The sequence below is a fragment of the Enterobacter cloacae complex sp. HYC074_NIDB genome (assembly GCF_056673345.1).
The window spans coordinates 4,385,014-4,411,899 of the sequence record NZ_CP114214.1 but is presented as its reverse complement, the minus strand read 5'-3'; the positions used below and the strand labels follow the sequence as shown (position 1 = coordinate 4,411,899).

19 protein-coding genes are annotated in these 26,886 nt (G+C 56.5%); 8 read left to right on the top strand and 11 right to left on the bottom strand.

What is annotated here, in order from left to right; translation table 11 throughout:
- Positions 1-2 precede the first annotated feature (2 nt).
- Together O1724_RS21500 and O1724_RS21495 are read left to right on the top strand one after the other, a co-directional pair.
- Positions 3-761, top strand: a complete 759-nt coding sequence (locus tag O1724_RS21500; protein ID WP_003861593.1) for a DeoR/GlpR family transcriptional regulator — start codon at positions 3-5, stop codon at positions 759-761.
- A 190-nt stretch (positions 762-951) separates the two neighbouring features.
- Positions 952-2,043, top strand: a complete 1,092-nt coding sequence (locus tag O1724_RS21495) for an IS4 family transposase (RefSeq protein ID WP_411320431.1) — start codon at positions 952-954, stop codon at positions 2,041-2,043.
- Between the two features lie 68 nt (positions 2,044-2,111).
- On the opposite strand, the gene malT is transcribed toward O1724_RS21495, so the two are convergent.
- Positions 2,112-4,817 (bottom strand): HTH-type transcriptional regulator MalT, encoded by a 2,706-nt coding sequence (gene malT / locus O1724_RS21490; RefSeq protein ID WP_003861595.1) that lies wholly within the window; start codon positions 4,815-4,817, stop codon positions 2,112-2,114.
- Between the two features lie 571 nt (positions 4,818-5,388).
- Here malT and malP point away from each other — a divergent pair.
- Both malP and malQ read left to right on the top strand, forming a co-directional pair.
- Positions 5,389-7,782 carry a maltodextrin phosphorylase gene (gene malP / locus O1724_RS21485; protein WP_045336140.1) on the top strand — a complete coding sequence of 798 codons (2,394 nt, stop codon included), beginning with the start codon at positions 5,389-5,391 and terminating at the stop codon, positions 7,780-7,782.
- A gap of 9 nt (positions 7,783-7,791) precedes the next feature.
- A complete protein-coding gene (malQ, locus tag O1724_RS21480) occupies positions 7,792-9,873 on the top strand; it encodes a 4-alpha-glucanotransferase (protein ID WP_023323831.1) in 2,082 nt (693 codons plus the stop codon).
- Positions 9,874-9,959: 86 nt separating this feature from the next.
- Here malQ and gntT read toward each other — a convergent pair whose 3' ends face one another.
- From gntT to gntX, 3 genes are all read right to left on the bottom strand, one after another.
- Entirely contained in the window at positions 9,960-11,276 is a 1,317-nt protein-coding gene (gene gntT / locus O1724_RS21475) for a gluconate transporter (protein WP_003861600.1), read from the bottom strand.
- 305 nt (positions 11,277-11,581) lie between these two features.
- The gene (gene nfuA / locus O1724_RS21470; protein WP_003861601.1) at positions 11,582-12,157 is read right to left on the bottom strand and encodes a Fe-S biogenesis protein NfuA; all 576 of its coding nucleotides are present in this window, start codon (positions 12,155-12,157) and stop codon (positions 11,582-11,584) included.
- A 61-nt stretch (positions 12,158-12,218) separates the two neighbouring features.
- The gene (gene gntX, locus O1724_RS21465; RefSeq protein ID WP_126297148.1) at positions 12,219-12,899 is read right to left on the bottom strand and encodes a DNA utilization protein GntX; all 681 of its coding nucleotides are present in this window, start codon (positions 12,897-12,899) and stop codon (positions 12,219-12,221) included.
- 36 nt (positions 12,900-12,935) lie between these two features.
- On the opposite strand from gntX, the gene bioH reads away from it, so the two are divergent.
- Entirely contained in the window at positions 12,936-13,718 is a 783-nt protein-coding gene (gene bioH / locus O1724_RS21460) for a pimeloyl-ACP methyl ester esterase BioH (protein ID WP_003861604.1), read from the top strand.
- Here bioH and feoC read toward each other — a convergent pair.
- The 5 genes from feoC to greB all read right to left on the bottom strand — a co-directional run bounded on the left by feoC (position 13,693) and on the right by greB (position 19,727).
- Positions 13,693-13,929 carry a [Fe-S]-dependent transcriptional repressor FeoC gene (gene feoC / locus O1724_RS21455; RefSeq protein ID WP_017384148.1) on the bottom strand — a complete coding sequence of 79 codons (237 nt, stop codon included), beginning with the start codon at positions 13,927-13,929 and terminating at the stop codon, positions 13,693-13,695. The two genes, bioH and feoC, sit on opposite strands and share 26 nt — an antisense overlap.
- Positions 13,930-13,939: 10 nt before the next feature.
- Positions 13,940-16,258, bottom strand: a complete 2,319-nt coding sequence (gene feoB / locus O1724_RS21450; RefSeq protein ID WP_003861609.1) for a Fe(2+) transporter permease subunit FeoB — start codon at positions 16,256-16,258, stop codon at positions 13,940-13,942.
- 30 nt (positions 16,259-16,288) lie between these two features.
- On the bottom strand, positions 16,289-16,516 hold the full coding sequence (gene feoA, locus O1724_RS21445; RefSeq protein WP_003861611.1) for a ferrous iron transporter A: 228 nt from the start codon (positions 16,514-16,516) through the stop codon (positions 16,289-16,291).
- A 319-nt stretch (positions 16,517-16,835) separates the two neighbouring features.
- Positions 16,836-19,166, bottom strand: a complete 2,331-nt coding sequence (locus O1724_RS21440) for a Tex family protein (RefSeq protein ID WP_022651955.1) — start codon at positions 19,164-19,166, stop codon at positions 16,836-16,838.
- An 87-nt stretch (positions 19,167-19,253) separates the two neighbouring features.
- Positions 19,254-19,727, bottom strand: coding sequence for a transcription elongation factor GreB (greB, locus tag O1724_RS21435; RefSeq protein WP_045330063.1), 474 nt, complete (start codon positions 19,725-19,727; stop codon positions 19,254-19,256).
- Between the two features lie 228 nt (positions 19,728-19,955).
- On the opposite strand from greB, the gene ompR reads away from it, so the two are divergent.
- Together ompR and envZ are read left to right on the top strand one after the other, a co-directional pair.
- Entirely contained in the window at positions 19,956-20,675 is a 720-nt protein-coding gene (gene ompR / locus O1724_RS21430) for an osmolarity response regulator transcription factor OmpR (RefSeq protein ID WP_001157751.1), read from the top strand.
- Positions 20,672-22,018 carry a two-component system sensor histidine kinase EnvZ gene (gene envZ, locus O1724_RS21425; protein WP_003861615.1) on the top strand — a complete coding sequence of 449 codons (1,347 nt, stop codon included), beginning with the start codon at positions 20,672-20,674 and terminating at the stop codon, positions 22,016-22,018. The genes ompR and envZ overlap by 4 nt, the downstream gene beginning before the upstream one ends.
- Before the next feature lie 97 nt (positions 22,019-22,115).
- Here the strand turns inward: envZ and pckA are convergent, their stop codons facing one another.
- Positions 22,116-23,735: a phosphoenolpyruvate carboxykinase (ATP) gene (pckA, locus tag O1724_RS21420; protein ID WP_479983906.1), complete on the bottom strand. Its 1,620-nt coding sequence runs from the start codon at positions 23,733-23,735 to the stop codon at positions 22,116-22,118.
- Positions 23,736-24,111: 376 nt separating this feature from the next.
- Here pckA and O1724_RS21415 point away from each other — a divergent pair, with 376 nt between their 5' ends.
- Entirely contained in the window at positions 24,112-25,869 is a 1,758-nt protein-coding gene (locus tag O1724_RS21415) for a DUF4153 domain-containing protein (RefSeq protein WP_126297147.1), read from the top strand.
- Positions 25,870-25,991: 122 nt separating this feature from the next.
- On the opposite strand, the gene hslO is transcribed toward O1724_RS21415, so the two are convergent.
- Positions 25,992-26,870: an Hsp33 family molecular chaperone HslO gene (gene hslO / locus O1724_RS21410; protein WP_023304550.1), complete on the bottom strand. Its 879-nt coding sequence runs from the start codon at positions 26,868-26,870 to the stop codon at positions 25,992-25,994.
- Positions 26,871-26,886: the final 16 nt, after the last annotated feature.

The following is a 26,886-nucleotide window of genomic DNA, read 5'->3' as shown; positions in this document are numbered from 1 at the left end:
TCATGAAACAAACACAACGTCATGACGCCATTATCGAACTGGTAAAAAAACAGGGATACGTCAGTACTGAAGAGCTGGTGGAGCAGTTTGCCGTTAGCCCGCAAACCATCCGTCGTGACCTCAACGACCTGGCCGATCAGAACCGTATTCTGCGTCACCACGGCGGCGCCGCGCTGCCGTCCAGCTCGGTGAACACCTCATGGCATGACCGTAAGGCGACGCAAACGGCAGAGAAAGAGCGTATCGCCCGTAAAGTGGCGAGCCAGATCCCGAACGGCGCGACGCTGTTTATTGATATCGGTACCACGCCGGAAGCGGTCGCCCATGCGCTGCTGAACCACGAGAACCTCCGCGTGGTGACCAACAACCTGAACGTGGCCAACACGTTGATGCAGAAAGACGATTTCCGCATCATCCTCGCGGGCGGCGAACTGCGCAGCCGCGACGGGGGCATTATCGGCGAAGCGACGCTCGATTTTATCTCTCAGTTTCGCCTCGATTTCGGCATTCTGGGGATCAGCGGCATCGACACCGACGGCTCGCTGCTGGAGTTTGATTACCACGAGGTGCGCACCAAGCGCGCGATCATTGAGAACTCACGCCACGTAATGCTGGTGGTGGATCACTCCAAGTTTGGTCGTAACGCGATGGTGAACATGGGCAGCATCAGCATGGTGGATGCGGTTTATACTGATGTGATGCCACCGGCGGGCGTGATGCAGGTGATTAAAGATAATAATTTGCAGTTAGAGTTATGTTGAGATGCCATTCTCCCTCTCCCTGTGGGCTGAGGGTTCCCCAGAAAAATGAAAAGCACGATGAAGTGTGATCTACTGGTTGCGCTAACAAATCAGAAGAGACCTCATCGTGCCTTTACAGACAGTCTGCCAGAAATTTTTCTCCGCGTCTTTACCGGACATTCACAGCTTTCGGGTTAATGTCCTTGTTTCCATGGCTGTTGCCCTCACCCACGGCGCCAGACTGACCCTGACCAGCCTGGGACGAACCCTGCCCGGCAGGGCGCACGTCAAAAATAAAATTAAACGGGTTGACCGTGCCCTGGGCAATACCGCTCTCCAGCGTGATATTCCCCGTATTCAGCACCACCTCACACATGCCATCACCTCCGTGATGCCCTTCTGTGTTATCGCTGTCGACTGGACAGGCTGGCATGACAGGAACTGGCATCTTCTGCGGGCAAGCCTGCTCTGTAATGGTCGTTCACTTCCTCTTATGAGTGAGGTGGTTCCCGCAGAGCTGGCGCAGAACAGCGATGTACAGTGTCGCTTCCTTGACCGCCTCCATGATGCCATCCCGAAAGATAAAGCCGTCACCGTCATTACGGATGCCGGCTTCAGAACAGACTGGTTCCGGCATGTCAGCCAGCTGGGCTGGAGCTTTACCGGCAGGGTCAGGGGCTGCATCAGCTTCCGGCTGGACGGAGAAAAAAAGTGGATGAAAATCAGCGAGCTTGAGGCCTCCGGGCAACCGGTCTGCGTGGGGCACGGTGTCCTGTCCCGTAAACCACGTACGCCCTGTTACGGACGGTTTTATCTGCACAGGCGCCCGGAAGCAGGGCGTCATGGAAAGGGCGGAATGCCAAAAACACAGCGGGAACACCGCAGCAGCGCACGGGAGCCGTGGCTGCTGTTCAGTAATGCAGAAAGTCTGGAGCCACACCAGATAATGGCGCTGTACAGCCGCAGAATGCAGATAGAACAAAACTTCCGGGACGACAAGAGTCCGCGCTTCGGGTTCGGTCTGAGGCTGAGCCGGAGCCAGGGAAAAGGACGACTGGAAGTACTGAATATGGTGGCGGCGATGGCAAGTCTGGTGATGTGGCTGGCAGGCTACAGGGCCGAAAGACAGTGCTTACACAGGCACTATCAGGCAAGCAGCGTCAGGCATAAACGGGTTCTGTCCTACCTGAGTCTGGCAGAAGAAGTGATCCGGCATGAGCCTGATAAAGTAAGGCGACTGAATATAGGTAACGAGATGAAAAAGCTGGGAAAAGAGTACAGTAATATGGTCATGGTGGCATGACCATATTACTGGGGATCCCTCAGCCCTGTGGGAGAGGGCCGGGGTGAGGGCATCAGACCGCAAAGGATTTACACTCCGTACCCCATCATCTTCAACAGCTGCTGCGCATGCTGCACCGCATCCTGACGGTGCGCCACGCCCAGCTTCTGATACAGATTGCGAATGTGCGTTTTGATGGTGGTCGCCGCCACCGCCAGCTCACCGGCAATCTGCTCGTTGCTGTAGCCTGAATAGATCAGCCCCAGCACCTGCCATTCACGCTGGGTGAGCGGGCTGGTACGGATAAGCTCCGGCACTTCCGGATGGTTCAGCAGACGTTCAACAAAGTTCTCATCGAAGTGCGCAAACTTGTGGCGATGATGCTGGTTAATCTCGCGCAGAATGCGCTGGGCGCGATGCTGATCGAGTTCCGGCAGTGTGTTGAGTTGAATCAGCTGGCGCAGCTGCTGGGCCATCACTTCACCCTCAATCACAAAGTGGCTGATAAACCCGGTGCGGTTCGCCAGCTGCAACGCTTCCAGCAGTACGCGCTGGGCATCGTTTTTACGTCCTGCCTGCCAGTAAAGCTGGTTTAACAGCAGCAGGTTGCGGTTTAAATCGCTCATCAGGCGCAGGCTGCGGGCGTTTTCGTTTAACTCTTCCAGCACGATCTCGGCAGGCTCAAAGTCACCCAGCAGGATCTGCACGCGGGCAATATTGCGCCACTGGCTTTGCAGGAAGTGGTTATTGGCAAATTCCGGTTTAGGCGTGTGACGCAGCCAGTTGGCGGCGGACTTTTTATCGCCGGTCATCTGCCAGTAAATCACCCTGACCTTATCGGCGTTGGAGACCCAGTCGCTATGGTACTGTCCGTTGCCGAGCAGATTTTCCAGGCGGTTAAGGTGGTTACGGGCATTATCCAGGTCGCCGCGTGCCAGCGAGCACTGCACCAGCAGAGCCAGACACTGGAGCTGCTGCTGCGGCTGGAAGCTCGAAAGGACATTCAGACCCTGGCGGGCGCAGCTTTCTGCTTCATCCAGACGCGACCATGCCCACAGCAGCTGAGCGCGAATACGCAACAGGAACTCGTGCATCGGCAGCTGTTCCAGATGTTGTTCACGGATCAGCTGGAACGCTTTCTCCTGGTTTTCCCAGGCTGCTTGCAGAAACCCCTGAGCAAATAAAATCTCGCTTTGCTGAATCAGGCTCCACAGGGCGTAATGCCAGACATCGTGGCGGCGCGCCATCTGTTCGGTTTGCTGCATGAGTGAAAGCGAACGCGTGAGATCGCCCTTACAGTGCAGCACTTCGCCGTGTACCGAGGTGGCCACAATACGGCTGTAAAAATTCGCCAGCGGCAGCTCATCCAGCGCGACCATCGCCAGCCGTTCAGCTTCATCCGGGTCCCCGTCGTTAATCGCCACCTGTGCGCGCAGGGCGTTAAATTCGCCGTGCAGGGTGGTATCCATCTCGCTTTCCATCTCCTGCTCGGCGCGCGCCAGTAGGGTGTTCACTTCGCTGTAGCGATGCTGGCTCTGCATCAGCCAGGCCTGGAGCAGCACCAGACGCGGATTCTCCAGCAGGCTTTCCCACGGCAGCGCTTTTAACGACTCTTCCAGCAGCGTCAGTTCGCTGTGGTTGAACAGTCCCCACGCGTGGTTGAGCAGAATATCGCGCAGCATACCGGCATCCCCGGCGGCCAGCGCATGGTGGATAGCCTCGCTCGGGAAACCTTGCGCCATCCAGCTTTCGGCGGCGGCGCGGTGAATGTCAGGCAGCTCTGCGGCCAGTTCCCACTGGCAACGCTGGCGCAGGAAGCTGCCAAACAGCGGATGGTAGCTAAACCATTCGCCGTGATCGTCCATGCGCGTCAGGAACAGACCCTGACGTTCAATCTCTTCGAGCTGGAGCTGCCCGTTTTCAATACCGGTGACGCGCACAATCAGCGCATCGTTCATGGAACGCAGCAGGGAGCTTTTCAGCAGGAAATGGCGGGTGGAGAGGTCAACGCTGTCGAGTACCTCATCCACCAGATAATCCGACAGGTGGCTGGCGTTGATGCCCGCCAGGCGGCGTGCGGACTGATGCGTCGGGCTGTTGTTTTGCCGCGCGGAGAGGGCAATCAGCTGAAGCGCCGTGGCCCAGCCGGCAACGTCATCGCACAGGCGGCTGCTTTCAGACGCCTCAATCGGAGACGTCAGACGGCAGTCAAAGAACTGCTTCGCTTCCTGATGAGTAAAGGCCAGTTGCTGACTGCCGATTTCCAGAAGCTGATCGCGCACCCGCAGGTTGGCAATGCCCAACTGCGGAAGGTTACGCGACAGGACAACCAGCGTCAGGTTTTCCGGCTGATGGCGCAGGAAGAAACGCATGGACTCGTGAATAACCGGGTTGGTGATCAGATGATAATCATCAATCACCACATACAGCGGGCGATGCCATTCGGCCAGCTCGATAAACAGCTGAGAGAAAAGAGAGGACAGGCTGGCGTACTGGCGCTTTTGCACCATCACCTCGCTGGTGACGCAGTGTCCGTTGGTCGCCTGCTGAATCGCGGCAATTAAATAGCTGGCAAAACGCTCCTGCTGGTTATCACCTTCATCCAGGGAGTACCAGCCAAGATCGCTTTTACCTGCCGCCCATTGCGAAATGAGCGTTGTTTTTCCATAACCCGCAGGACTCGTAACCAGCGCCAGTCGGAAATTATGCGCACCGGAAAGTTTAGCCAGCAGGCGCTCGCGGACCACAGTATGGTCAAGACGAACCGGGCGACTTAATTTGGACGGAATCAACATAGTTTTCACTTCACTGTGGGGAACGAGAGAATTTATTTTTTTGCGCTTCGTAATTAATATCTATAAGTTCGGCCAATAGAGGAACTATTGCAAGTTATGTCTGGGTTTGGAGGCTCTGAATTTGCACTCTGTCACAAAACATTCTCATCACTGATGGAACTTTCCGTAAATGGCTGGATGCCGCGCTGCTTCTGGCTTGTCTGCATGACGCTCGGTTGCGCTGAAACTGGTTTCAGAAAGAGATAATGACGGTGAAGTTAATTAACTTTGGGGAAAGTTGCATGGGCTTAATAGTGGTGCTGAATAATCCCGACGCGCGGAAATATTATTCTACGTAAGTAATCATTTCAGCGATGATTAATTTCTTCCGAAACTGCATTTCATTTCTTTGACGTTCTTCCGGGATCGCTTTTTCCGCGAAGCGCACACTTACACAGTGGCCTCGATCACACTTTTATGCTCATCCCCGCTACTCCTCCCTGCCTAATCCCCGACAGGAGGAGGAAGAGGCGCAATGAGCCAGGCACACTAGCGCCAAATGTGTTTTCTCTCTACAGGATGCCGATTCCCTATGTCACAGCCTACTTTCAACAAAGCTCAATTTCAGGCTGCCCTGACGCGTCAGTGGCAGCGTTTTGGCCTTCATGCTGCAAACGAGATGACGCCTCACCAGTGGTGGCAGGCGGTGAGCGGGGCGCTCGCAGAACAGCTGGACGCTCAGCCTGTGGCGAAGCCTGTGAAAGGCCAGCGTCACGTCAACTACATTTCGATGGAGTTCCTCATTGGCCGTCTGACGGGTAACAATCTGCTGAACCTTGGCTGGTATCAGGAGGTCGGTGACGTGCTGAAAGAACACGACATCAACCTGACCGATCTGCTGGAAGAAGAGGTTGACCCGGCGCTGGGTAACGGCGGTCTGGGACGTCTGGCAGCCTGCTTCCTGGATTCCATGGCAACGGTGGGCCAGTCGGCGATTGGCTATGGCCTGAACTATCAGTACGGCCTGTTCCGTCAGTCATTTGCCGACGGCCATCAGATGGAAGCGCCGGACGACTGGCACCGCAATACCTATCCGTGGTTCCGCCACAACGCGCAGCTGGATGTGCAGGTCGGGATTGGCGGGAAAGTCACGAAGCAGGGACTCTGGGAACCGGCGTTCACCATTACCGGTGAAGCCTGGGACCTGCCGGTACTCGGCTACCGTAACGGCGTGGCGCAGCCGCTGCGTCTGTGGCAGGCGAAGCACGCGCATCCGTTTAACCTGACCAAATTCAACGACGGTGACTTCCTGCGCGCCGAGCAGCAGGGGATCGACGCCGAGAAGCTGACTAAAGTCCTCTATCCGAACGATAATCATCTGGCGGGTAAAAAGCTGCGTCTGATGCAGCAGTACTTCCAGTGCGCCTGCTCCGTGGCGGACATTCTGCGTCGACACCACCTGGCGGGCCGCAAGCTGGCTCAACTGCCGGACTTCGAAGTTATTCAGCTTAACGATACGCATCCGACCATTGCCATCCCGGAACTGCTGCGCGTGCTGATCGACGAGCATCAGCTGAGCTGGGACGACGCCTGGGCCATCACCAGCCGCACCTTCGCCTACACCAACCACACCCTGATGCCGGAAGCGCTGGAGTGCTGGGATGAGAAGCTGGTGAAAACGCTGCTGCCGCGCCATATGCAGATCATCAATAAGATTAACGACCAGTTCAAAACGCTGGTGGAGAAAACCTGGCCGGGCGACAAAGCCGTCTGGGCGAAGCTGGCGGTGGTGCACGACAAACAGGTGCGTATGGCGAACATGTGCGTGGTGAGCGGCTTTGCCGTTAACGGCGTGGCGGCGCTGCACTCGGATCTGGTGGTCAAAGATCTGTTCCCGGAATATCACCAGCTGTGGCCGACCAAGTTCCACAACGTGACCAACGGCATCACGCCGCGTCGCTGGATCAAGCAGTGCAACCCGCTGCTGGCCGGCCTGCTGGACAAAACCCTGAAGAAAGAGTGGGCCAACGACCTGGACCAGCTCATCAACCTGGAAAAACAGGCCGACAACGCGAAGTTCCGCGAGCAGTACCGCGCCATTAAGCTGGAGAACAAGGTTCGTCTGGCTGAGTTCGTGAAAATGCGCACCGGAATTGAGATCAACCCAAATGCGATTTTCGATATCCAGATCAAACGCCTGCACGAGTACAAACGTCAGCACCTGAACCTGCTGCACATTCTGGCGCTGTATAAAGAGATCCGCGAGAATCCACAGGCCGACCGCGTTCCGCGCGTGTTCCTGTTCGGTGCGAAAGCGGCGCCGGGCTACTACCTGGCGAAAAACATTATCCTCGCCATTAATAAAGTGGCGGCGGCGATCAACAACGATCCGAAAGTGGGCGACAAGCTGAAGGTGGTGTTCCTGCCGGACTACTGCGTTTCTGCGGCTGAAATGCTGATCCCGGCGGCGGATATTTCCGAGCAGATCTCTACCGCCGGTAAAGAAGCGTCCGGTACCGGCAACATGAAGCTGGCCCTGAACGGTGCGCTGACCGTCGGCACGCTGGACGGTGCGAACGTCGAAATTGCCGAGAAGGTCGGCGAAGAGAACATCTTTATCTTCGGCCATACTGTTGAAGAAGTGAAAGCCATCAAAGCCAAAGGGTACGACCCGGTGAAATGGCGTAAAAAAGACAAAGTGCTGGATGCGGTGCTCAAAGAGCTGGAAAGCGGGAAGTACAGCGACGGCGACAAGCACGCGTTTGACCAGATGCTGCACAGCATGGACAAACAGGGCGGCGACCCGTACCTGGTGATGGCTGACTTCTCGGCTTATGTTGAAGCGCAGAAGCAGGTCGACGTGCTGTATCGCGACCCGGATGCCTGGACCCGCGCGTGTATCCTGAACACCGCGCGCTGCGGTATGTTCAGTTCTGACCGCTCAATCCGTGATTATCAGGCTCGTATCTGGCAGGCAAAACGCTAAGGAAGCGCGATGGAGAGTAAACGTCTGGACAGTGCCGCGCAGGCGGCGGGAATTAGCCTCAGTTACATCAATGCGCACGGCAAACCGCAGTCTATTGGTGCGGACACCAAAAGACGTTTGCTGGATGCCATGCACAAAACCGACGCGAAAGCGTCGGGTGCGCCGGTGCCGAACGTGAAGGTCTTTACCGCGGGCAAAAAGATGCCGCTGGCGGTGGAAGGGCGCGGCGAGTTCAGCTGGCTGCTCACCACCGAAGAGGGGCATCAGCACAAAGGCCATGCCACAGGCGGCAAAACCCTTAACCTTCCGGCGAAGCTGCCGGAGGGCTACCACACGCTTACGCTTACCCGGGACGACCAGCGTTTTCATTGTCGGGTGATCGTGGCGCCAAAGCGTTGCTATGAGCCGCAGGCGCTGCTTGAAGGCAAAAAGCTGTGGGGCGCCTGCGTGCAGCTCTATACCCTGCGTTCGGACAGCAACTGGGGCATTGGCGATTTTGGCGACCTGAAAAAGATGCTGGCATCCGTGGGCGAGCGCGGCGGCGCGTTCATCGGCCTCAACCCGATCCACGCCCTCTATCCGGCCAACCCGGAAAGCGCCAGCCCGTACAGCCCGTCGTCCCGTCGTTGGCTGAACGTGATTTATATCGACGTTAACGCGTTAGACGATTTCAAAAACAGCAAAGAGGCGCAGGCGTGGTGGAAGCTTGAGACCACCCAACAGATGCTGAAACAGGCCCGCGATGCGGACTGGGTCGATTATGCCTCCGTGACCGCGCTGAAAATGGCGGCGCTGCGTCTGGCATGGAAGGGCTTTGCGAAGCGTGACGACGAGCAGATGGCAGCCTTCCGCCAGTTTGTGATGCAGGAAGGTGAGAGCCTTTACTGGCAGGCAGCGTTTGATGCGTTGCATGCGTATCAGGTCCAGGAGGATGAGATGCGCTGGGGCTGGCCGGTATGGCCGGAAGCGTATCAGTCCGTGGATACCCCGGAAGTGAAGGCGTTCTGTGAGACGCATGCCGACGAGGTGGATTTCTATCTCTGGTTGCAGTGGCTGGCGTACAGCCAGTTTGCTGCCTGCTGGCAGGTGAGCCAGGGCTATAACATGCCGATCGGTCTGTATCGCGATCTGGCCGTCGGCGTGGCGGAAGGTGGGGCGGAGACCTGGTGTGACCGTGAACTTTACTGTCTGAAAGCCTCCGTCGGTGCGCCGCCGGATATTCTGGGCCCGCTTGGTCAGAACTGGGGCTTACCGCCAATGGATCCGCACGTGATGGCGGCGCGTGCCTACGAGCCGTTTATCGACCTGCTGCGCGCTAACATGCAGAACTGCGGCGCGTTGCGTATCGACCACGTGATGTCCGTGCTGCGCCTGTGGTGGATCCCGTACGGTGAAACGGCTGACCACGGGGCGTACGTGCAATATCCGGTGGACGATTTGCTCTCAATCCTCGCGCTGGAGAGTAAACGTCATCAGTGCATGGTGATTGGCGAAGATCTCGGAACCGTGCCGGTGGAAATTGTCAGTAAGCTCCGCGACAGCGGCGTCTACTCCTACAAAGTGCTGTATTTTGAAAACGACCATGAGAAAACCTTCCGCGCGCCGAAAGCGTACCCTGAACAGTCAATGGCAGTCGCGACGACGCATGATCTTCCTACGCTCAGAGGCTACTGGGAAAGCGGCGACCTGACGCTCGGCAAAACGTTAGGTCTCTACCCGGATGAAGAGGTGCTGCGCGGGTTGTATCAGGATCGCGAGCTGGCGAAACAGGGGCTGCTGGACGCGCTGCATAAGCATGGCTGTCTGCCGAAGCGCGCCGGGCATAAGGCGTCGCTGATGTCGATGACGCCAACGCTTAATCGTGGCTTACAGCGCTATATTGCCGACAGCAACAGCGCATTGCTCGGTCTGCAACCGGAAGACTGGATTGATATGGCGGAGCCGGTAAACATCCCCGGCACCAGCTATCAATACAAAAACTGGCGACGCAAACTGTCCACCACGCTTGAGGCGATGTTTGCCGATGACGGGGTGAACAGGTTGATTAAGGATTTGGACAAGCGCAGAAGAGCGGTGGGTAATAAGCGGTAGTTTCACCCTCACCCTAACCCTCTCCCAGAGGGAGAGGGAATAGAATGTAGGCCGGGTAAGCGTCAGCGCTACCCGGCTTTTTTACATCAAACCACCATATTCAACAGCAGCACACCGACCAGACCGCACACCGAAATAATGGTTTCCAGCGCGGACCAGGACTTGATGGTTTCACCGATGGTCAGGTTGAAGTACTCCTTGAACAGCCAGAAGCCCGGATCGTTCACGTGGGAGAAAATCACGCTGCCCGAACCGACCGCGATAACCATCAGTTCAGGGCTGACGCCCGTCGTGGCAATCAGCGGTGCCACGATGCCGCCTGCGGTAATCGCCGCAACGGTCGCAGAGCCCAGCGCAATACGCAGAACGGCGGCGATAGACCACGCCATCAGCAGCGGCGATACGTTGGTTTCATGCATCATGGCAGCGATGTATTTATCCACGCCGCTGTCGACCAGCACCTGCTTGAACGCGCCGCCGCCGCCGATGATCAGCAGCATCATGGCGATGATTTTGATGGAAGAGGTCAGCGTGTCGTTGATCTGATCCATGGAGCGACCGCGGTTAAGACCGAAGGTAAACATCGCAATCAATACCGCAATCAGCGTTGCCATTACCGGGTCGCCCAGGAACTCCGCAACGGACAGGAACGCGTGACCTTTCGGCAGAACCATCTCTGCTATGGCACGCATCGCCATCAGGATCACCGGTACCAGTGAGGTCCAGACGCTGACGCCAAAGCCTGGCATCTCTTCTTCAGTAAAGGTTTTGGCGCTGTACAGCCCTTCCGGGATAGGCTTATCGATGCCTTTCAGGAAGCGCGCATACACCGGGCCTGCCAGAATCACCGTCGGGATCGCCAGAATCGTACCGAACAGCAGGGTTTTACCCATATCGGCGTGGAAGATGGTGGCGATAGCCGTTGGACCCGGGTGCGGCGGCAGGAAACCGTGGGTGACGGACAGCGCCGCAGCCATCGGCACGCCCACGAACAGCAGCGGGATGTTGGCGGCAGCGGCGATGGTGAACACCAGCGGCAGCATCAGGACGAAGCCCACTTCATAGAACAGTGCGAAACCGACGGTAAAACCGGTTAACACCACCGCCCACTGGATGTGCTGCTTGCCAAATTTATCGATAAGGGTAGTGGCAATACGCTGCGCGCCACCGCAGTCCGCGAGCATTTTACCGAGCATAGCGCCGAAGCCCATGATCAGCGCCAGGCTGCCGAGCGTACCGCCGACACCGGCTTTAATGGAGCTGATAACTTTAACCAGCGGCATTCCCTGCATCAGACCGACTGCAAGTGCCACCAGAACCAGAGCGATAAATCCGTTCATTTTGAAGCGGATCATCAAGAGCAGTAATAACACAACACCGATAGCGACGATGACTAATGGCATGATTGACCTGGCCTTTGAATTGTTATGGGTAACGTCATTGTTTCAACGACAAATTCCGGTTGTCCCAACTGGGAACAGAGTGTTAACGGCACTCATACTGATGCCTGCGAAAACGTTAAGTTTAGTCGGCTGTTATAAGGGTGTTGAGTGCCCACGAGAATGATACGGGTAACATGATGTGATTGAGAATCACCCAGGGAGGCAAAATTTGAATTATGAGACGCAGGTCAACATATAGAGGGGGAGGCAAGAAAATGTAGGCCCGGTAAGCGCAGCGCCACCGGGCAATACAGACGGGCACTGAATCAGTAGTAGGAGTGCTCGCCGCGCTGGTGCTCTGTCAGATCGCGCACGCCTTTCAGTTCCGGGAATTCGTTCAGCAGCTGCTTCTCGATCCCTTCTTTCAGGGTGACATCGACCATGGAGCAGCCGTTACAGCCGCCGCCGAATTGCAGGATTGCCAGACCATCTTCGGTGATTTCCATCAGGGAAACACGCCCCCCGTGGCCGGCCAGCTGCGGGTTGATCTGCGATTGCAGCAGATATTCCACACGCTCCATCAGCGGGGCATCGTCAGAGACTTTACGCATTTTCGCGTTCGGTGCCTTCAGCGTCAGCTGAGAACCCAGCTGGTCGGTGACGAAATCAATCTCCGCATCTTCAAGATACGGCGCGCTCAGCTCATCAACGTACGCGGTGAGCTGTTCAAATTTAAGGGCAGTGTCAGTTGCTTCCACTGCATCCGGAGGACAATAAGAGACACCACATTCTGCATTCGGAGTGCCTGGATTGATCACAAACACGCGGATCTGCGTCCCTTCTTCCTGATTTGCCAGCAGTTTGGCAAAGTGCGCTTGTGCAGAATCGGAAATACGGATCATAGCTTTGGCCTAATAGTTGACTAAATTACCTGGGTATAATCATACGCCCATTGAAGAAGGGCTACAAGGTACGGCACAGACACCATACCTGAACTGACGCGGCGCCGCTTTGCAAAAGCAGTCGGGAAAGTTCAGCCACGGTACTGCCCGTGGTGACGACATCATCCACAATCGCGATATGGAGACCGTTGACCGGCAATTCAAGGCGAAAGGCGTTTTTCAGGTTCCTTTTGCGCGACCGGGCGTTGAGCCGGTGCTGAACGGCAGTGGCATGAATACGTTTCAGCGCAGAGGCGGGGTACCGGCAACCCAGCCAGCGGGCGAGCGGACGGCACAGCAGGTCGCTCTGATTGTATCCCCGCCGCCAGTGGCGGCGCTGAAACAGTGGCACGTTCACAAGCGTGTCGACCGGCGGCAGTCCTCGCGTTCTTCGCGCCTGCAATACCGCCAGTAATAACAGGCGTGCCAGCGGCTGCGCCAGCGCGATCTGGCTGGAAAACTTGAACTGATGAACCAGACGACTCAGCGGCAATATATAATCATCCACCGCCACCAGCGCGCTCCACGGCGGCGCTTTTTTCAGGCATCGGCCGCAGGGAAGCGTCTGGCTGACGGCAGGCAAGCCGCATTGCGGACAGCCCTTCAGGTAACCCAGCGCTCGCGTGCAAACGGAACAGACGCCCCACGCGCTCAGCGCAAGTGGCATTCGGCATAGCCAGCACAAGCCGGGCACTGTTAGCATACGCAACCTCCATGTGAAAAAAGAGAACGTTAACTGATGAAGACGCTGTGGTGGCAGACCGTTGGGACGGGAAATTGTCATCTTGTGCTGCTGCACGGATGGGGACTGAACGCCGAAGTGTGGCGTTGCATAAGTGAGGAACTGGCCTCGCAATTTACGGTACACCTGGTGGATCTACCGGGCTATGGCCGTAGCCACGGCTATGGCGCGATGACGCTTGACGACATGGCGGAGCAGGTTCTGGAAGCGGCGCCGCAAAAAGCCGTCTGGCTCGGCTGGAGCCTGGGCGGGCTGGTGGTAAGCCAGATTGCGCTACGCCATCCTGAGCGGGTCCAGGCGCTGATCACCGTTGCCTCATCACCCTGTTTCAGCGCCCGCGAGGCGTGGCCGGGCATTAAACCCGAGGTGCTGGCCGGGTTCCAGCATCAGCTGAGCGAAGACTTCCAGCGGACGGTGGAGCGTTTTCTGGCGCTACAAACCATGGGAACAGAAACCGCCCGTCAGGACGCACGGACGTTGAAGCAGACGGTGCTTTCTCTGCCGATGCCGGAGGTTGAGGTGCTGAACGGTGGACTGGAGATCCTGAAAACGGCCGATCTGCGCGAGCCGCTGGCGTCGTTAACGGTGCCGCATCTGCGTATTTATGGCTATCTGGATGGACTGGTTCCGCGCAAGGTGGTTCCGCTGCTGGATGCGCTGTGGCCGGAGAGTAAATCAATGGTGGTTGCCAAAGCGGCACATGCGCCGTTCATCTCTCATCCTGCTGAGTTTTGTTCGGCGCTGTCCGGTTTTATCAGCGAAGCGTCCACCACTCCCTGAGACAGGCTTTACCTTCAGGACAACTCTTGCAACTGCCGGACAGACAACCGTCCGGCTCTTCCTGAATGCGCACGGCTTTCCCCATCGCCTCCAGCCTTTCCAGCATGGCATCGATCATCGGCTGCGGCGTATGCAGGCTGAGGCTGAGCTGCTTCGCCTCCATTCGTCCCTGTAACGCCAGTAAGTCACGAACCTGAATCAACGATGCCATCTTTTTCCCCTCAGTGACAGTCGCCTGCTGGGCTGTTACAGCAGGTCGTTGGGGTTTTGCGCGTTGCCAGCAGGTTAACGTCAACGCGGCTACGCGCCCGGCGCAGCAGGCCAATCACCATTACGTTAAACAGGATCACCGCGAGGATACAGACCAGGCTGTAGCGCGGATGCTGGCTGTAATTGACGGCCTGATAAAACACGGTCGCCAGCGAGTAGGCAATGTTCAGCCCCCACAGAATGGAGAAGCCCATCCAGCCGCGGCTGGACTCACGGGCAATGGCGCCCATGACCGAGATGCATGGAATATAGAGCAGGACGAAGATCAGGTAGCTGTAGGCCGCCGACGCGCTGCCAAATTTCTGGCCCATCACGCCCATTGCTCCGGTCGCCATTTCGCCGTCGCCTTTGCTGGCTTCAATCGGGTTCGCCAGTACGCTCAGGCTGAAGGTGTCTTTGAGGCTCTGCCAGGTCTCTTCCACCGCGCCAAGCAGTTCATCGCCGAGGTTGAACGCTGCCGGATTAAACTCCTCTTCCTGGATGTTTTCCGCGGTGTAAAGCGTGTTCAGGGTGCCGACAACTACCTCTTTTGCCATCGCGCCGGTGAACAGGCCCACGGTTGCCTGCCAGTTGTCTTCCTGAACGCCAATCGGTTTGAAGACCGGCGTAATGATCCGGCTGACGGAGGCCAGGGCAGAGTCATTAATGTTGTCCGCGGCCTGGCCGCTCAGGGTGAAGCTGTTCAGGGCGCTCAGGAAAATGCTGACCACCACAATCACCTTACCGGCGCGCAGAACGAAGCCCTTCAGGCGCTGCCATGTCTGAATAATCAGGCTTTTCAGATGCGGAACGTGATAAACCGGCAGTTCCATCACGAACGGCGACGCTTCGCCACGCATGATGGTGTGCTTCAGCATCAGGCCGGTGAGAATAGCCATCACGATACCCAGCACATACAGGGAGAAGACGGCCAGCGCCCCTTCCTGACCAAAGAACGCCGCGGCAAAGACCGCGAAGATCGCCAGACGCGCGCCGCAGGACATGAACGGCGCCATCATGATGGTCATCAGGCGTTCGCGCGGGGCATCCAGCGTACGCGCGCCCATGACTGACGGCACGTTACAGCCAAAACCGACAATCAGCGGCACGAAGGATTTACCCGGCAGCCCCAGCGCCTGCATCAGGCGGTCCATTACGAAGGCCGCGCGCGCCATGTAGCCGGAATCCTCAAGGAAGGAGAGGAACAGGTACATCATGCCGATCTGCGGTACTAGTGGCAGGACGGTATTAATCCCGCCGCCGATCCCCTGCGCAAGGAAGATGGTCAACCATTCCGGGAAGTGGAGGGTGTAGCCCAGCCACTGAATACCGTGCACGAAGATAGCGACAGAGCCGCCATCAAAGATAGGTTGTAATGCACCGCCGATGTTAATGGCGAGCAGGAACATCACGTACATCACCAGTAAAAAGATCGGCAAACCGAGGAAGCGGTTGAGCACAATCTTATCCACGGCGGCGGTGAAGCGGCTGGGTTCAGCGGTTAATGCATTGCTGACCACGTCACAGATAGCGGCGATGGCCTGATAGCGCGCATCCGCAATATGCAGAGCGGGATCGTCCAGCTCGTCGCTCAGGCGAGCCTGCGCGACGCCCAGCTTATCCGCCGCATCGCCTGCGTAGGCGCGGCTGTAGATATCGCCTTCCAGCATTTGCAGGCCAAGCCACAGACGTTGTCTGGCGGGCATGCTGTTGTCCATCTCCTGCGCCAGTTGCCCGGCTTCGCGCAGCAGGGGTTGGGCGTAGTGCACCAGTTCGACGTCGGCATTGCCCGTGTGGCGGTCAATCGCCAGCTTCAGGGCGTCAATGCCGCGTGCGCGGGTAGAAACCAGCGGAACCACCGGGCAGCCCAGACGGGCGGAGAGGGCGTCGACGTCGATGCGCAGCTTTTGCTTCTCGGCGATGTCGAGCATGTTAAGCGCTACGATGCAGGGGATCCCCAGCTCCAGCAGCTGTAGCGTGAGGTACAGATTTCGTTCGAGATTAGAGGCATCCACCACATTGATGAGCAGATCCGCGTCGCCGCTCAGAATATAGTGGCAGGCAATTTGCTCATCGAGTGAGGTCTGGGATGAAATCGTGGTGAGTGAATAGGTCCCCGGTAAATCAACCAGCGTGACCTGATTATCTGTTGTAGTGAACTGGCCCTCTTTGCGTTCAACCGTTACGCCTGCCCAATTTCCCACACGCTGGCGTGCGCCGGTTAACTGATTAAATAAGGTTGTCTTGCCGGAATTAGGATTGCCAATTAAGCCAATAGTTAATTTTTTCATTGTAATAGACTCACTGAAACCGCTGGCTTGTTAACGGGATAAAGATTCAACTTCAATTAATGCGAGGTCTTTTTTACGCAGAACCAGATTAACGCGTCGGGTTTCGATATGAACAGGATCGCCCAACGGCGCAACGCGCACCACCTGGAACGATGAGCCGGGTAGCATGCCCAGGGACAGCAGCTTCTGCCGATAGGCCGGGCTTATCTCACGGGTAAAACCGATAATTTTCCACGCACTGTCTGGAGTGAATTGCATAGCGCCTGATTCCACGAGAGGTTAAATAATCTACACTGCGATGATAATGAGAATAGTTTTTATCAGCAATAATAAAAATGTGACGGGATGTTGTTAATCGTATTAATTTGCGGTCTGCTTGACCTTGCTCAATATTTGCGAAATTGAGGTGAAAATAAAAAGAAGGCTATTTGTTAATGAGGTGATAATTCGTGGTTTAAATATGGATACAACTTATTTATTTTAATTCCCTGCGGCCTGCTTGCCGGGCGGCACTGCGTTTGCCCGGCCTACAAAACCGTAGGCCCGGTAAGCGTCGCGCCACCGGGCATTTACAGCATTAGCGTTTCTTACCCATCGCCGCTGCCAGCGCATCCATCATCGCGCTGTTGCCTGCTGGCTGTGCGTCACGTCCGCGTGGCTTCGCGGCTTTCGCTGCCGGACGCTGCTGTTCACGGCCACCGCCATTACCGCCACGGCGCGCGTTAGTGTCGCCCGGCTGCTCGTCCAGACGCATGGTCAGGGCAATACGCTTGCGCTGGAGATCCACTTCCAGCACTTTCACCTTCACGATGTCGCCCGCTTTGACCACGGTGTGCGGATCTTCAACGAACTTGTCGGCGAGGGAAGAGATATGCACCAGACCGTCCTGATGCACACCGATATCCACAAACGCGCCAAAGTTGGTGACGTTGGTTACCGCCCCCTCCAGCACCATGCCCGGCAGCAGGTCGTTCATGGTTTCCACGCCGTCAGCAAAGGTCGCGGTTTTAAACTCAGGACGCGGATCGCGGCCCGGTTTTTCCAGCTCTTTGATGATGTCAGTGACCGTCGGCACACCGAACTGTTCGTCGGTGAAATCCACCGCTTTCAGGTTACGCAGCGCGCTGCTGTCGCCCATCAGGTCTTTAAGCGCCTGCTGAGTCGCGGCCAGGATGCGCTCAACAACAGGGTACGCTTCCGGGTGAACGGTAGAGGCATCCAGCGGGTTATCGCCGTGGTTGATGCGCAGGAAGCCCGCGCACTGCTCAAATGCTTTCGGCCCCAGACGGCTCACCTTCAGCAGCTGCTGGCGGTTCTGGAACTGACCGTTCTCATCACGCCAGGCGACGATATTCTGTGCCATCATACGGGTCAGGCCCGCCACGCGGGTCAGCAGGGGAACGGAAGCGGTGTTCAGGTCCACGCCGACGGCGTTAACACAGTCTTCCACTACCGCATCCAGCTTGCGCGCCAGCTGCGTCTGGCTCACGTCGTGCTGATACTGGCCCACACCGATGGATTTCGGGTCGATCTTCACCAGCTCCGCCAGCGGATCCTGCAAACGACGGGCGATAGAGACCGCGCCGCGCAGGGAAACGTCCAGATCCGGGAACTCCTGCGCTGCCAGCTCAGAGGCGGAGTAGACTGATGCCCCCGCTTCGCTGACGATCACTTTCTGCGCCGTCACTTTCGGGAACTGCTTCTGCACGTCGAGATAGAAACGTTCGGTTTCGCGGGACGCCGTACCGTTACCGATGGCAACCAGCTCAACGTTGTACTTCTCGCACAGCGCGGCGACGACGACAGCCGCTTTCGCTGCCTGACCGGTGTGCGGGTAAATGGTGTCGGTGGCAACGAGCTTGCCGGTGCCGTCAACCACGGCCACCTTCACGCCGGTACGCAGACCCGGATCGAGACCCATGGTGGCGCGCAGGCCAGCTGGCGCAGCCATCAGCAGGTCGTGCAGGTTACGGGCGAAGACGTTGATCGCTTCGTCTTCGGCGCGCTCGCGCACGGTGCCCATCAGCTCGGTTTCGAGGTGCATCAGCACCTTGATGCGCCAGGTCCAGCTCACCACGCCTTTGCGCCAGCTGTCCGCCGGGGCGTTGTTCAGGCGCAGGCCCAGATGATCCATAATGATCTGCTCGCAGTGGCTCTCTTTTGGCGGCTCGTCAAACTGCGGATCGGCATTCAGGGAGAGTTGCAGCACGCCTTCGTTACGGCCGCGGAACATCGCCAGCGCGCGGTGAGACGGCGCGGTAGAAATGGGTTCGTGGTGATCGAAATAGTCGCGGAATTTCGCGCCTTCTTCCTCTTTGCCGGACACCACGGTGGAGACGATATGCGCGTTCTTCCACAGGTAATCACGCACTTTGGCCAGCAGCGCCGCGTCTTCGGCGAAGCGCTCCATCAGAATATAGCGAGCACCGTCCAGCGCGGCTTTGGTGTCTGCTACGCTTTTATCGGCGTCGATAAACTTGGCGGCTTCGGTTTCCGGATCGTGAGACGGCTCGTTCCACAGCAGATCGGCCAGTGGCTCAAGGCCGGCTTCGATCGCAATCTGCCCGCGCGTGCGGCGCTTCGGTTTATACGGCAGATAGAGGTCTTCGAGTTCGGTTTTACTCAGGGTACCGTTAATGGCTTTTTCCAGGTCACTGGTCAGCTTGCCCTGCTCGCCGATAGATTTGAGGATCGCCTGACGTCGGTCTTCCAGCTCGCGCAGATAGCCCAGACGAGTCTCAAGGTTTCGCAGCTGCGTGTCATCCAGACCGCCGGTGACTTCCTTACGATAACGTGCAATAAACGGCACGGTGTTCCCTTCATCAAGCAGGCGAACGGCAGCTTCTACCTGTTCGGCTCTGGCCTGAAGTTCACCCGCAATAATGCGGCAGAGCGACTCTTTCATCATGGTCAGTTCATCTTGTGGATCGAAAATCAGGGGGATAGTTATACGGGCTGACACCAAAAAATGCCAGCCGGGGAGGGCGCTCTCGGACTATTTAACATACACGATTTCGTTGACGTACCAGCTTGCTTCACCCGCGGGCGTCTGGACAACGGCTAAATCGCCCACCTCTTTTTTCAGCAGGGCGCGGGCCATGGGTGAATCGATAGAAATGTAATCCTTACGACCGAAAATTTCATCATAGCCGACGATACGAAAACGCAGGGCGTCGCCGTTGTCGTTTTCAATTTCGACCCACGCGCCGAAGAACACTTTACCTTCCTGCTGCGGGGAGTAATCGACAATTTTGAGATTCTCGAGACACTTCGTCAGGTAGCGTACCCGGCGATCGATTTCGCGCAGTCGCTTTTTATTGTACTGATAGTCCGCATTCTCGCTGCGGTCGCCCAGACTTGCGGCCCAGGTGACTTTTTTGGTCACTTCCGGACGCTCTTCGCGCCACAGGTAATCCATCTCTTTTTTGAGTTTCTCGTACCCTTCGCGGGTGATTAGAGGCGTTTTCATGGTGCAGCCTTTAATGCCGGTTAACTGTCTTTGCGCACAATACGTAGCGCACAGTGTAACAGACAAGATTAATAATGATTTATGTGATGAAATGAACAGATAAGCTGCTGTTAAATATGCTTTGTAACAATTTCGTCTAGAATTTATACCAGAATTTGCTGGTCGAACCCGTGCACTTTTTTAGAATACGCTGTTCCAGGCTTATCCGAACCTTTGGGAGTACACACAATGCAAGAGAACTACAAAATTCTGGTCGTAGATGACGACATGCGCCTGCGTGCGCTGCTGGAACGTTATCTGACCGAGCAGGGCTTCCAGGTTCGTAGCGTCGCGAACGCGGAACAGATGGATCGTCTGCTGACGCGTGAATCTTTCCACCTGATGGTGTTGGACCTGATGCTGCCTGGCGAAGACGGGCTCTCTATTTGCCGCCGTCTGCGCAGCCAGAGCAACCCGATGCCGATCATCATGGTGACGGCGAAGGGTGAAGAAGTCGACCGTATTGTCGGCCTTGAGATTGGCGCTGATGACTACATTCCAAAGCCGTTTAACCCGCGTGAACTGCTGGCGCGTATTCGCGCCGTGCTGCGTCGTCAGGCGAACGAACTGCCGGGCGCGCCATCTCAGGAAGAGGCCGTCATTGCATTCGGTAAGTTTAAGCTGAACCTCGGCACCCGTGAGATGTTCCGTGAAGATGAGCCAATGCCGCTCACCAGCGGTGAGTTCGCGGTGCTGAAAGCGCTGGTCAGCCACCCGCGTGAGCCGCTCTCCCGTGACAAGCTGATGAACCTGGCGCGTGGTCGTGAATACTCCGCGATGGAGCGTTCTATCGACGTGCAAATCTCTCGTCTGCGTCGTATGGTGGAAGAAGATCCGGCGCATCCTCGTTATATTCAGACCGTTTGGGGTCTGGGCTACGTGTTTGTCCCGGACGGCTCTAAAGCATGAGGCGAATGCGCTTCTCGCCGCGAAGTTCGTTTGCCCGCACGCTGTTATTGATCGTCACCCTGCTGTTTGTCAGTCTGGTGACGACCTACCTGGTGGTGCTGAACTTTGCAATCCTGCCGAGCCTCCAGCAGTTTAATAAGGTGCTGGCATACGAAGTGCGTATGCTGATGACCGACAAACTGCAACTGGAGGACGGCACGCAGTTGGTTGTTCCCCCGGCGTTCCGTCGGGAAATCTACCGTGAGCTGGGCATTTCTCTCTACTCGAACGAAGCGGCGGAAGATGCCGGCCTGCGCTGGGCGCAGCACTATGAATTCCTCAGCCAGCAGATGGCGCAGCAGCTTGGCGGCCCGACGGAAGTGCGCGTTGAGGTCAATAAAAGCTCGCCGGTTGTCTGGCTGAAAACCTGGCTGTCACCCAACATCTGGGTGCGTGTTCCGCTCACCGAGATTCATCAGGGCGACTTCTCACCGCTGTTCCGATACACCCTGGCGATCATGCTGCTGGCCATCGGCGGCGCATGGCTGTTTATTCGTATCCAGAACCGACCGCTGGTCGACCTGGAGCATGCGGCATTACAGGTCGGTAAAGGTATTATCCCACCGCCGCTGCGCGAGTATGGCGCATCGGAAGTGCGCTCGGTAACGCGTGCGTTTAACCACATGGCGGCAGGCGTTAAACAGCTGGCGGACGACCGTACGCTGCTGATGGCCGGGGTCAGCCATGACCTTCGCACGCCCCTGACGCGTATCCGGCTGGCGACGGAGATGATGGGCGAGCAGGATGGTTATCTTGCAGAGTCCATCAACAAGGATATCGAAGAGTGTAACGCCATCATCGAGCAGTTTATCGATTACCTGCGCACCGGGCAGGAGATGCCGATGGAGATGGCGGATCTGAATGCGGTTCTGGGCGAAGTGGTTGCTGCCGAAAGCGGCTACGAACGTGAAATTGCGACCGACCTTCAGGCAGGTGAGATTCAGGTACGTATGCACCCGCTCTCCATTAAACGCGCGGTGGCGAATATGGTGGTCAACGCGGCGCGCTACGGCAACGGCTGGATCAAAGTCAGCAGCGGTACGGAACTCAACCGCGCCTGGTTCCAGGTGGAAGACGATGGCCCGGGCATCAAGCCTGAGCAGCGTAAGCACCTGTTCCAGCCATTTGTGCGCGGCGACAGCGCGCGCAGCACCAGCGGAACCGGCTTAGGCCTGGCGATTGTGCAGCGTATTGTGGATAACCATAACGGACTGCTGGAAATTGGCACCAGCGAGCGGGGTGGTTTGAGCATTCGTGCGTGGTTACCGGTGCCGGTTTTACGGGGTCAGGTGAAAGAGAGTTAAAAAAGGGTGGGGCCTGATGCCCTCACCCCGGCCCTCTCCCATGGGGAGAGGGAAAAAACATTAAAAAAGGCAACTTTCGTTGCCTTTTTGCTTTTACCTACAGCTTCGGTCCAGCACTCACCAGCGCAGCACCCGCCGGGGTGTCGGTATACTTCTCGAAGTTTTCGATAAACAGTTTCGCCAGCGATTCAGCCTTCTCACGCCACTGTTCCGGTGAACCGTAGGTGTTACGCGGATCCAGGATACGCGTATCCACGCCCGGCAGCGCTGTTGGGATCGCCAGATCGAACATCGGCAGCGTAAAGGTCTCGGCGTTATCCAGCGAACCATCCAGAATCGCGTCGATGATGGCGCGTGTATCTTTGATGGAGATACGTTTGCCCGTACCGTTCCAGCCGGTGTTTACCAGGTATGCCTGGGCGCCGGATGCCTGCATGCGTTTCACCAGCACTTCCGCGTACTGCGTTGGGTGCAGCGACAGGAACGCCGCGCCGAAGCAGGCGGAGAAGGTTGGGGTTGGCTCGGTCACACCGCGCTCGGTACCCGCCAGTTTAGCGGTAAAGCCGGAGAGGAAATGGTACTGCGTCTGGCTGGCGGTCAGGCGGGAAACCGGTGGCAGCACGCCGAATGCATCTGCGGTCAGGAAAATCACCTTCGTGGCGTGACCCGCCTTCGATACCGGCTTGACGATGTTCTCGATGTGGTAGATCGGGTAAGAGACGCGGGTGTTTTCGGTTTTAGACGCATCGTCGAAGTCGATAGAGCCATCGGCACGCACGGTGACGTTTTCCAGCAGCGCATCGCGGCGAATCGCGTGGTAGATATCCGGCTCTGCCTCTTCCGACAGGCGAATGGTCTTCGCGTAGCAGCCGCCTTCAAAGTTAAACACGCCGTCATCATCCCAGCCATGTTCATCGTCGCCAATCAGACGACGTTTTGGATCGGTGGACAGCGTTGTTTTACCGGTGCCGGAAAGGCCGAAGAACACTGCTACATCGCCTTTTTCCCCGACGTTCGCCGAGCAGTGCATGGAGGCGATACCGCGCAACGGCAGCAGGTAGGTCATGACCGAGAACATCCCTTTCTTCATTTCGCCGCCGTACCAGGTACCGCCGATCAGCTGGATACGCTCGGTCAGGTTGAAGGCGATAAAGTTTTCGGAGTTCAGACCCTGCTCTTTCCACTGTGGGTTGGTGCATTTCGCGCCGTTCATCACGATAAAGTCAGGGGTGAAGTCTTGCAGTTCTTCATCAGTTGGACGAATGAACATGTTCTTCACAAAATGCGCCTGCCAGGCCACTTCGGTGATAAATCGTACGGAGAGACGGGTGTCGGCGTTAGCGCCGCAGAACGCATCAATAATAAACAGACGCTTGCCGGAAAGCTGATGGGTGACAAGTCCTTTCAGATGCTGCCAGGTTTCCGGGGAGAGCGGTTTGTTATCGTTCTTCCCTTTGCCCTTATCAGCCCACCACAGCGTATCGCGGGTGGTGTCGTCTCGGACGATATACTTATCTTTCGGCGAACGACCGGTAAAAATACCCGTATCGACGGCGATAGCACCCAGGTTCGTCAACACACCACGCTCGTATCCTTCCAGTGCCGGATTGAGCTCTTCCTGATACAGCGTATCGTAATCGGGGTTGTAGACCACTTCCTGGACGTCGTGAATACCATAAGCCTTGAGATCTTGCGGGGTTAAACCATTAACACGCATATCACTGCTCCTTAGCCAATATGTACTGCCTGAAATTGTAGGGTTTTTCTGGGGATGTTAACCGCGACGGGGCTCATAGATTTACGTATCTGGTCAAAACCCTTACTAACGGAAAACGCTGCGACTCCAGTCACAGGGCGGGCAGATTATCGCAGGAATCGCTTTTTGGATGGGGAAAATGTTCTTAAAAGGTTAATCTCTGGTGAATTTATCCAGAAGAATGTGAATGTAATCGCATACATGTAAGAAAATTACGTAAGGGTTACACTGGGAAAACGATTCAGGTCTCCTGGGTCAGCTATTTTCAGAGTTTGAGGTGGGGGCCAGAGTTTTGCTTTGATGAGACAATAGATTTTTCATGAACAAGGGATGAGAAATGGAAAACCGTGAGACGTTATCCGCTTTAACGCGCGTAGCCGTCGTGCTGGCGGGGGCTCTACAGGGCGTAATTTGCTATGTAATCATGTGGTATATCGAGTACGCAAAATTGCCATCGGATACGCTGTGGCTGATGTGTGTAGTACCTGCCACCGTGGTAATGACAACCACGTTGTCTCTTGCCATGACGTCATTCAGAAAGCCATTTTTGTGGCTGTCACTCGGGATGATCGGCGCGGCAGTCGCGGGTATGGGCGGCTGGCTTAAGTGGAGCGTTGCAGGACTCGAAAGCTGGAATCTCAGAGATGAGATGCTCGTTTTCGGCTTTCATCTGCTGCTGATGACGCTGTTCGTGTTGCCATGGCTTCAGCGGCGTCTGGATCCCGTCCCGACTACCTCGTTCTACAGCGACTTTTATCAACGAAACTGGCATAACGCGCTGACACTGCTCATTATTTTTGTTTCGAATGGTCTCTTCTGGCTGGTGCTTTTCCTCTGGGCCGAGCTTTTCGAACTTATCGGCATCGGCTTTTTTGATCGTCTTTTCTTTCATTCTGACGGGTTTATTTCAGTGGCGATTGGCGTGGTTTCAGCCAGTGCGGCCGTGCTCACGCGTATGCAGGTAAGGTTAATCCATGCCCTGCAAAATCTGCTGACCCTCATCGCCACCGGTCTGCTTCCCCTGATGGCGGCGCTGGCGCTGCTCTTTATTGGCGCGTTGCCTTTTGTCGGCTTTGAATCCATTTCAGCCAGAATATCCGCCGCGGGCTTGCTGACCACCTTAGCGCTGCTGCTGTTATTCCTGGTGACGATAGTGTGGCATCCACAGCGTCAAACACTGCCTTACTATGCCCCGCTGCGAGGGATGATTCGCCTCGCTGTGGCTATCGTACCCGCGTATCCGGTTCTGGCGGGGTGGGCGCTGTGGCTACGCATTTCGCAATACGGCTGGTCACCCGAGCGTCTGTACGGGGTATTGATAACCATCGTGGCGCTGGTCTGGGCGATCGGTTTTTGCGCCAGCGCTCTGATTCAGCGCCGTGAACCGCAGAAGATCCATGCGTACGTCATCCCGGCGACCGGGCTGCTTTCCCTCATTTTCCTGGCGTTGGTCCATACCCCCGTGCTGGATCCGTGGCGAATAAGTGTTGCAAGCCATATGGCCCGCTATCAGGACGGCAGAATAACTGCGGATCAAGTCAGCCTGTATATGCTCAGTAACGCTGGACGAAAGGGGCGGGAGGCGATGCTCACGCTGCAAAACGATCCGCAGTTTATCTCTAACCCAAAACGCCAGCGTGAAATAAATGGTCTTCTCTCCAGGAATGCTGGCGGAGCAGGTAAGATGACCGCCGCGATGCTGGAAAAACAGGTCCAGCTCGCACCGGGAATGGCTCATCCTGATAAGACATTGTGGCAAGCCATGCTCAGCAATCAGTATCGCTTCGAGAGCTGCGATAGCGCCCAGAGTAACTGTTTACTTATGCCGCTGGATCTTAACAGCGACGGCAAGCCGGAAGCCGTGCTATTTCAATTTACCGATCGCACGATCGTGGCTTACACACAAACTAACACGGGCTGGAGGATCGCCGGGGACGCGTGGAAAATGCCGGAGGCATTGACCAGAGGAGAACTTGACCGCGCATTAAGGCAGAGGAAAGTGAAATCTGTCGTGAAGCCCTGGGCGGATATTGAGATTTTTGGGGAGCGTGTCGATATGAGCTACGACAGTTACAATAATGCGCAGTGGCGTTAGTGCTTTTTCTTGCCGGGTGGCGCTACGCTTACCCGGCCTACAATTAGCAATCATATCAAAAAATTGCACAATTCATTGTAGGCCCGTGCGAGCATAGCGCCGCCGGGCATCAGGCTCAGAGCTTAGTGAACCTGCGGATCCGCCGGAGAGGCGTTATTGCGGATCTCCGCGATATCCATCGAATTGAACACGTAGTGCGTACCGCAGTAGTCACAGTGCATATCGATTTCACCGTCTTCCGCCATGATGCTGTCGATCTCTTCATCCGGCAGCGTTTTCAGGGCGCCGGCACAACGCTCGCGGGAGCAGGTGCACTTAAATTCCACATCCTGCGGATCGTAAACCGTCACTTCTTCTTCGTGGTACAGACGCCACAGCACGTCGGTCGCCGACAGGGTGAACAGCTCTTCCGCTTTGATGGTTTCCGTCAGCGTTGCCAGATGCTCGAAATCATTGGTCTGCGCATCCTGCGCAGGCAGAACCTGAAGCAGCATACCACCGGCAGCAGGCTGACCATCCACTTCACCGGTGCGGATGAACAGACGGGTTGGCAGCTGTTCGGAACGCATGAAGTAATCTTCCAGGCAGGCGGCAAGCGTATCGCCTTCCAGACCGACAACGCCCTGATAGCGCTCACCCTCTTCAGGCGAAATCGTGATAACCAGGTAGCCATTTCCGACCAGCGTTTTCAGATCCGCATTTTCAGGGATATCGCCCTGAACGCGCGCCACGCCGCGCATTTGCTGCTGGTTATTACCGTTGATCACCGCCAGCGACATCGGGCCATCACCCTGCAACTGAACGGTAATATCGCCAGCGAACTTCAGCGTGGCGGTCAGCAGGCTGGTGGCAACCAGCAGTTCGCCCAACAGGGTTTTCACCGGCAGCGGGTAGTTGTGGTTTTCCAGAATCTGTTTCCAGGTTTCGGATACGGTGACCAGCTCGCCGCGCACGGCGAATTGTTCAAACAGATAGCGGTGTAATTGGTCGTGTTGGGCCATTTTCATCTCTCGTGCA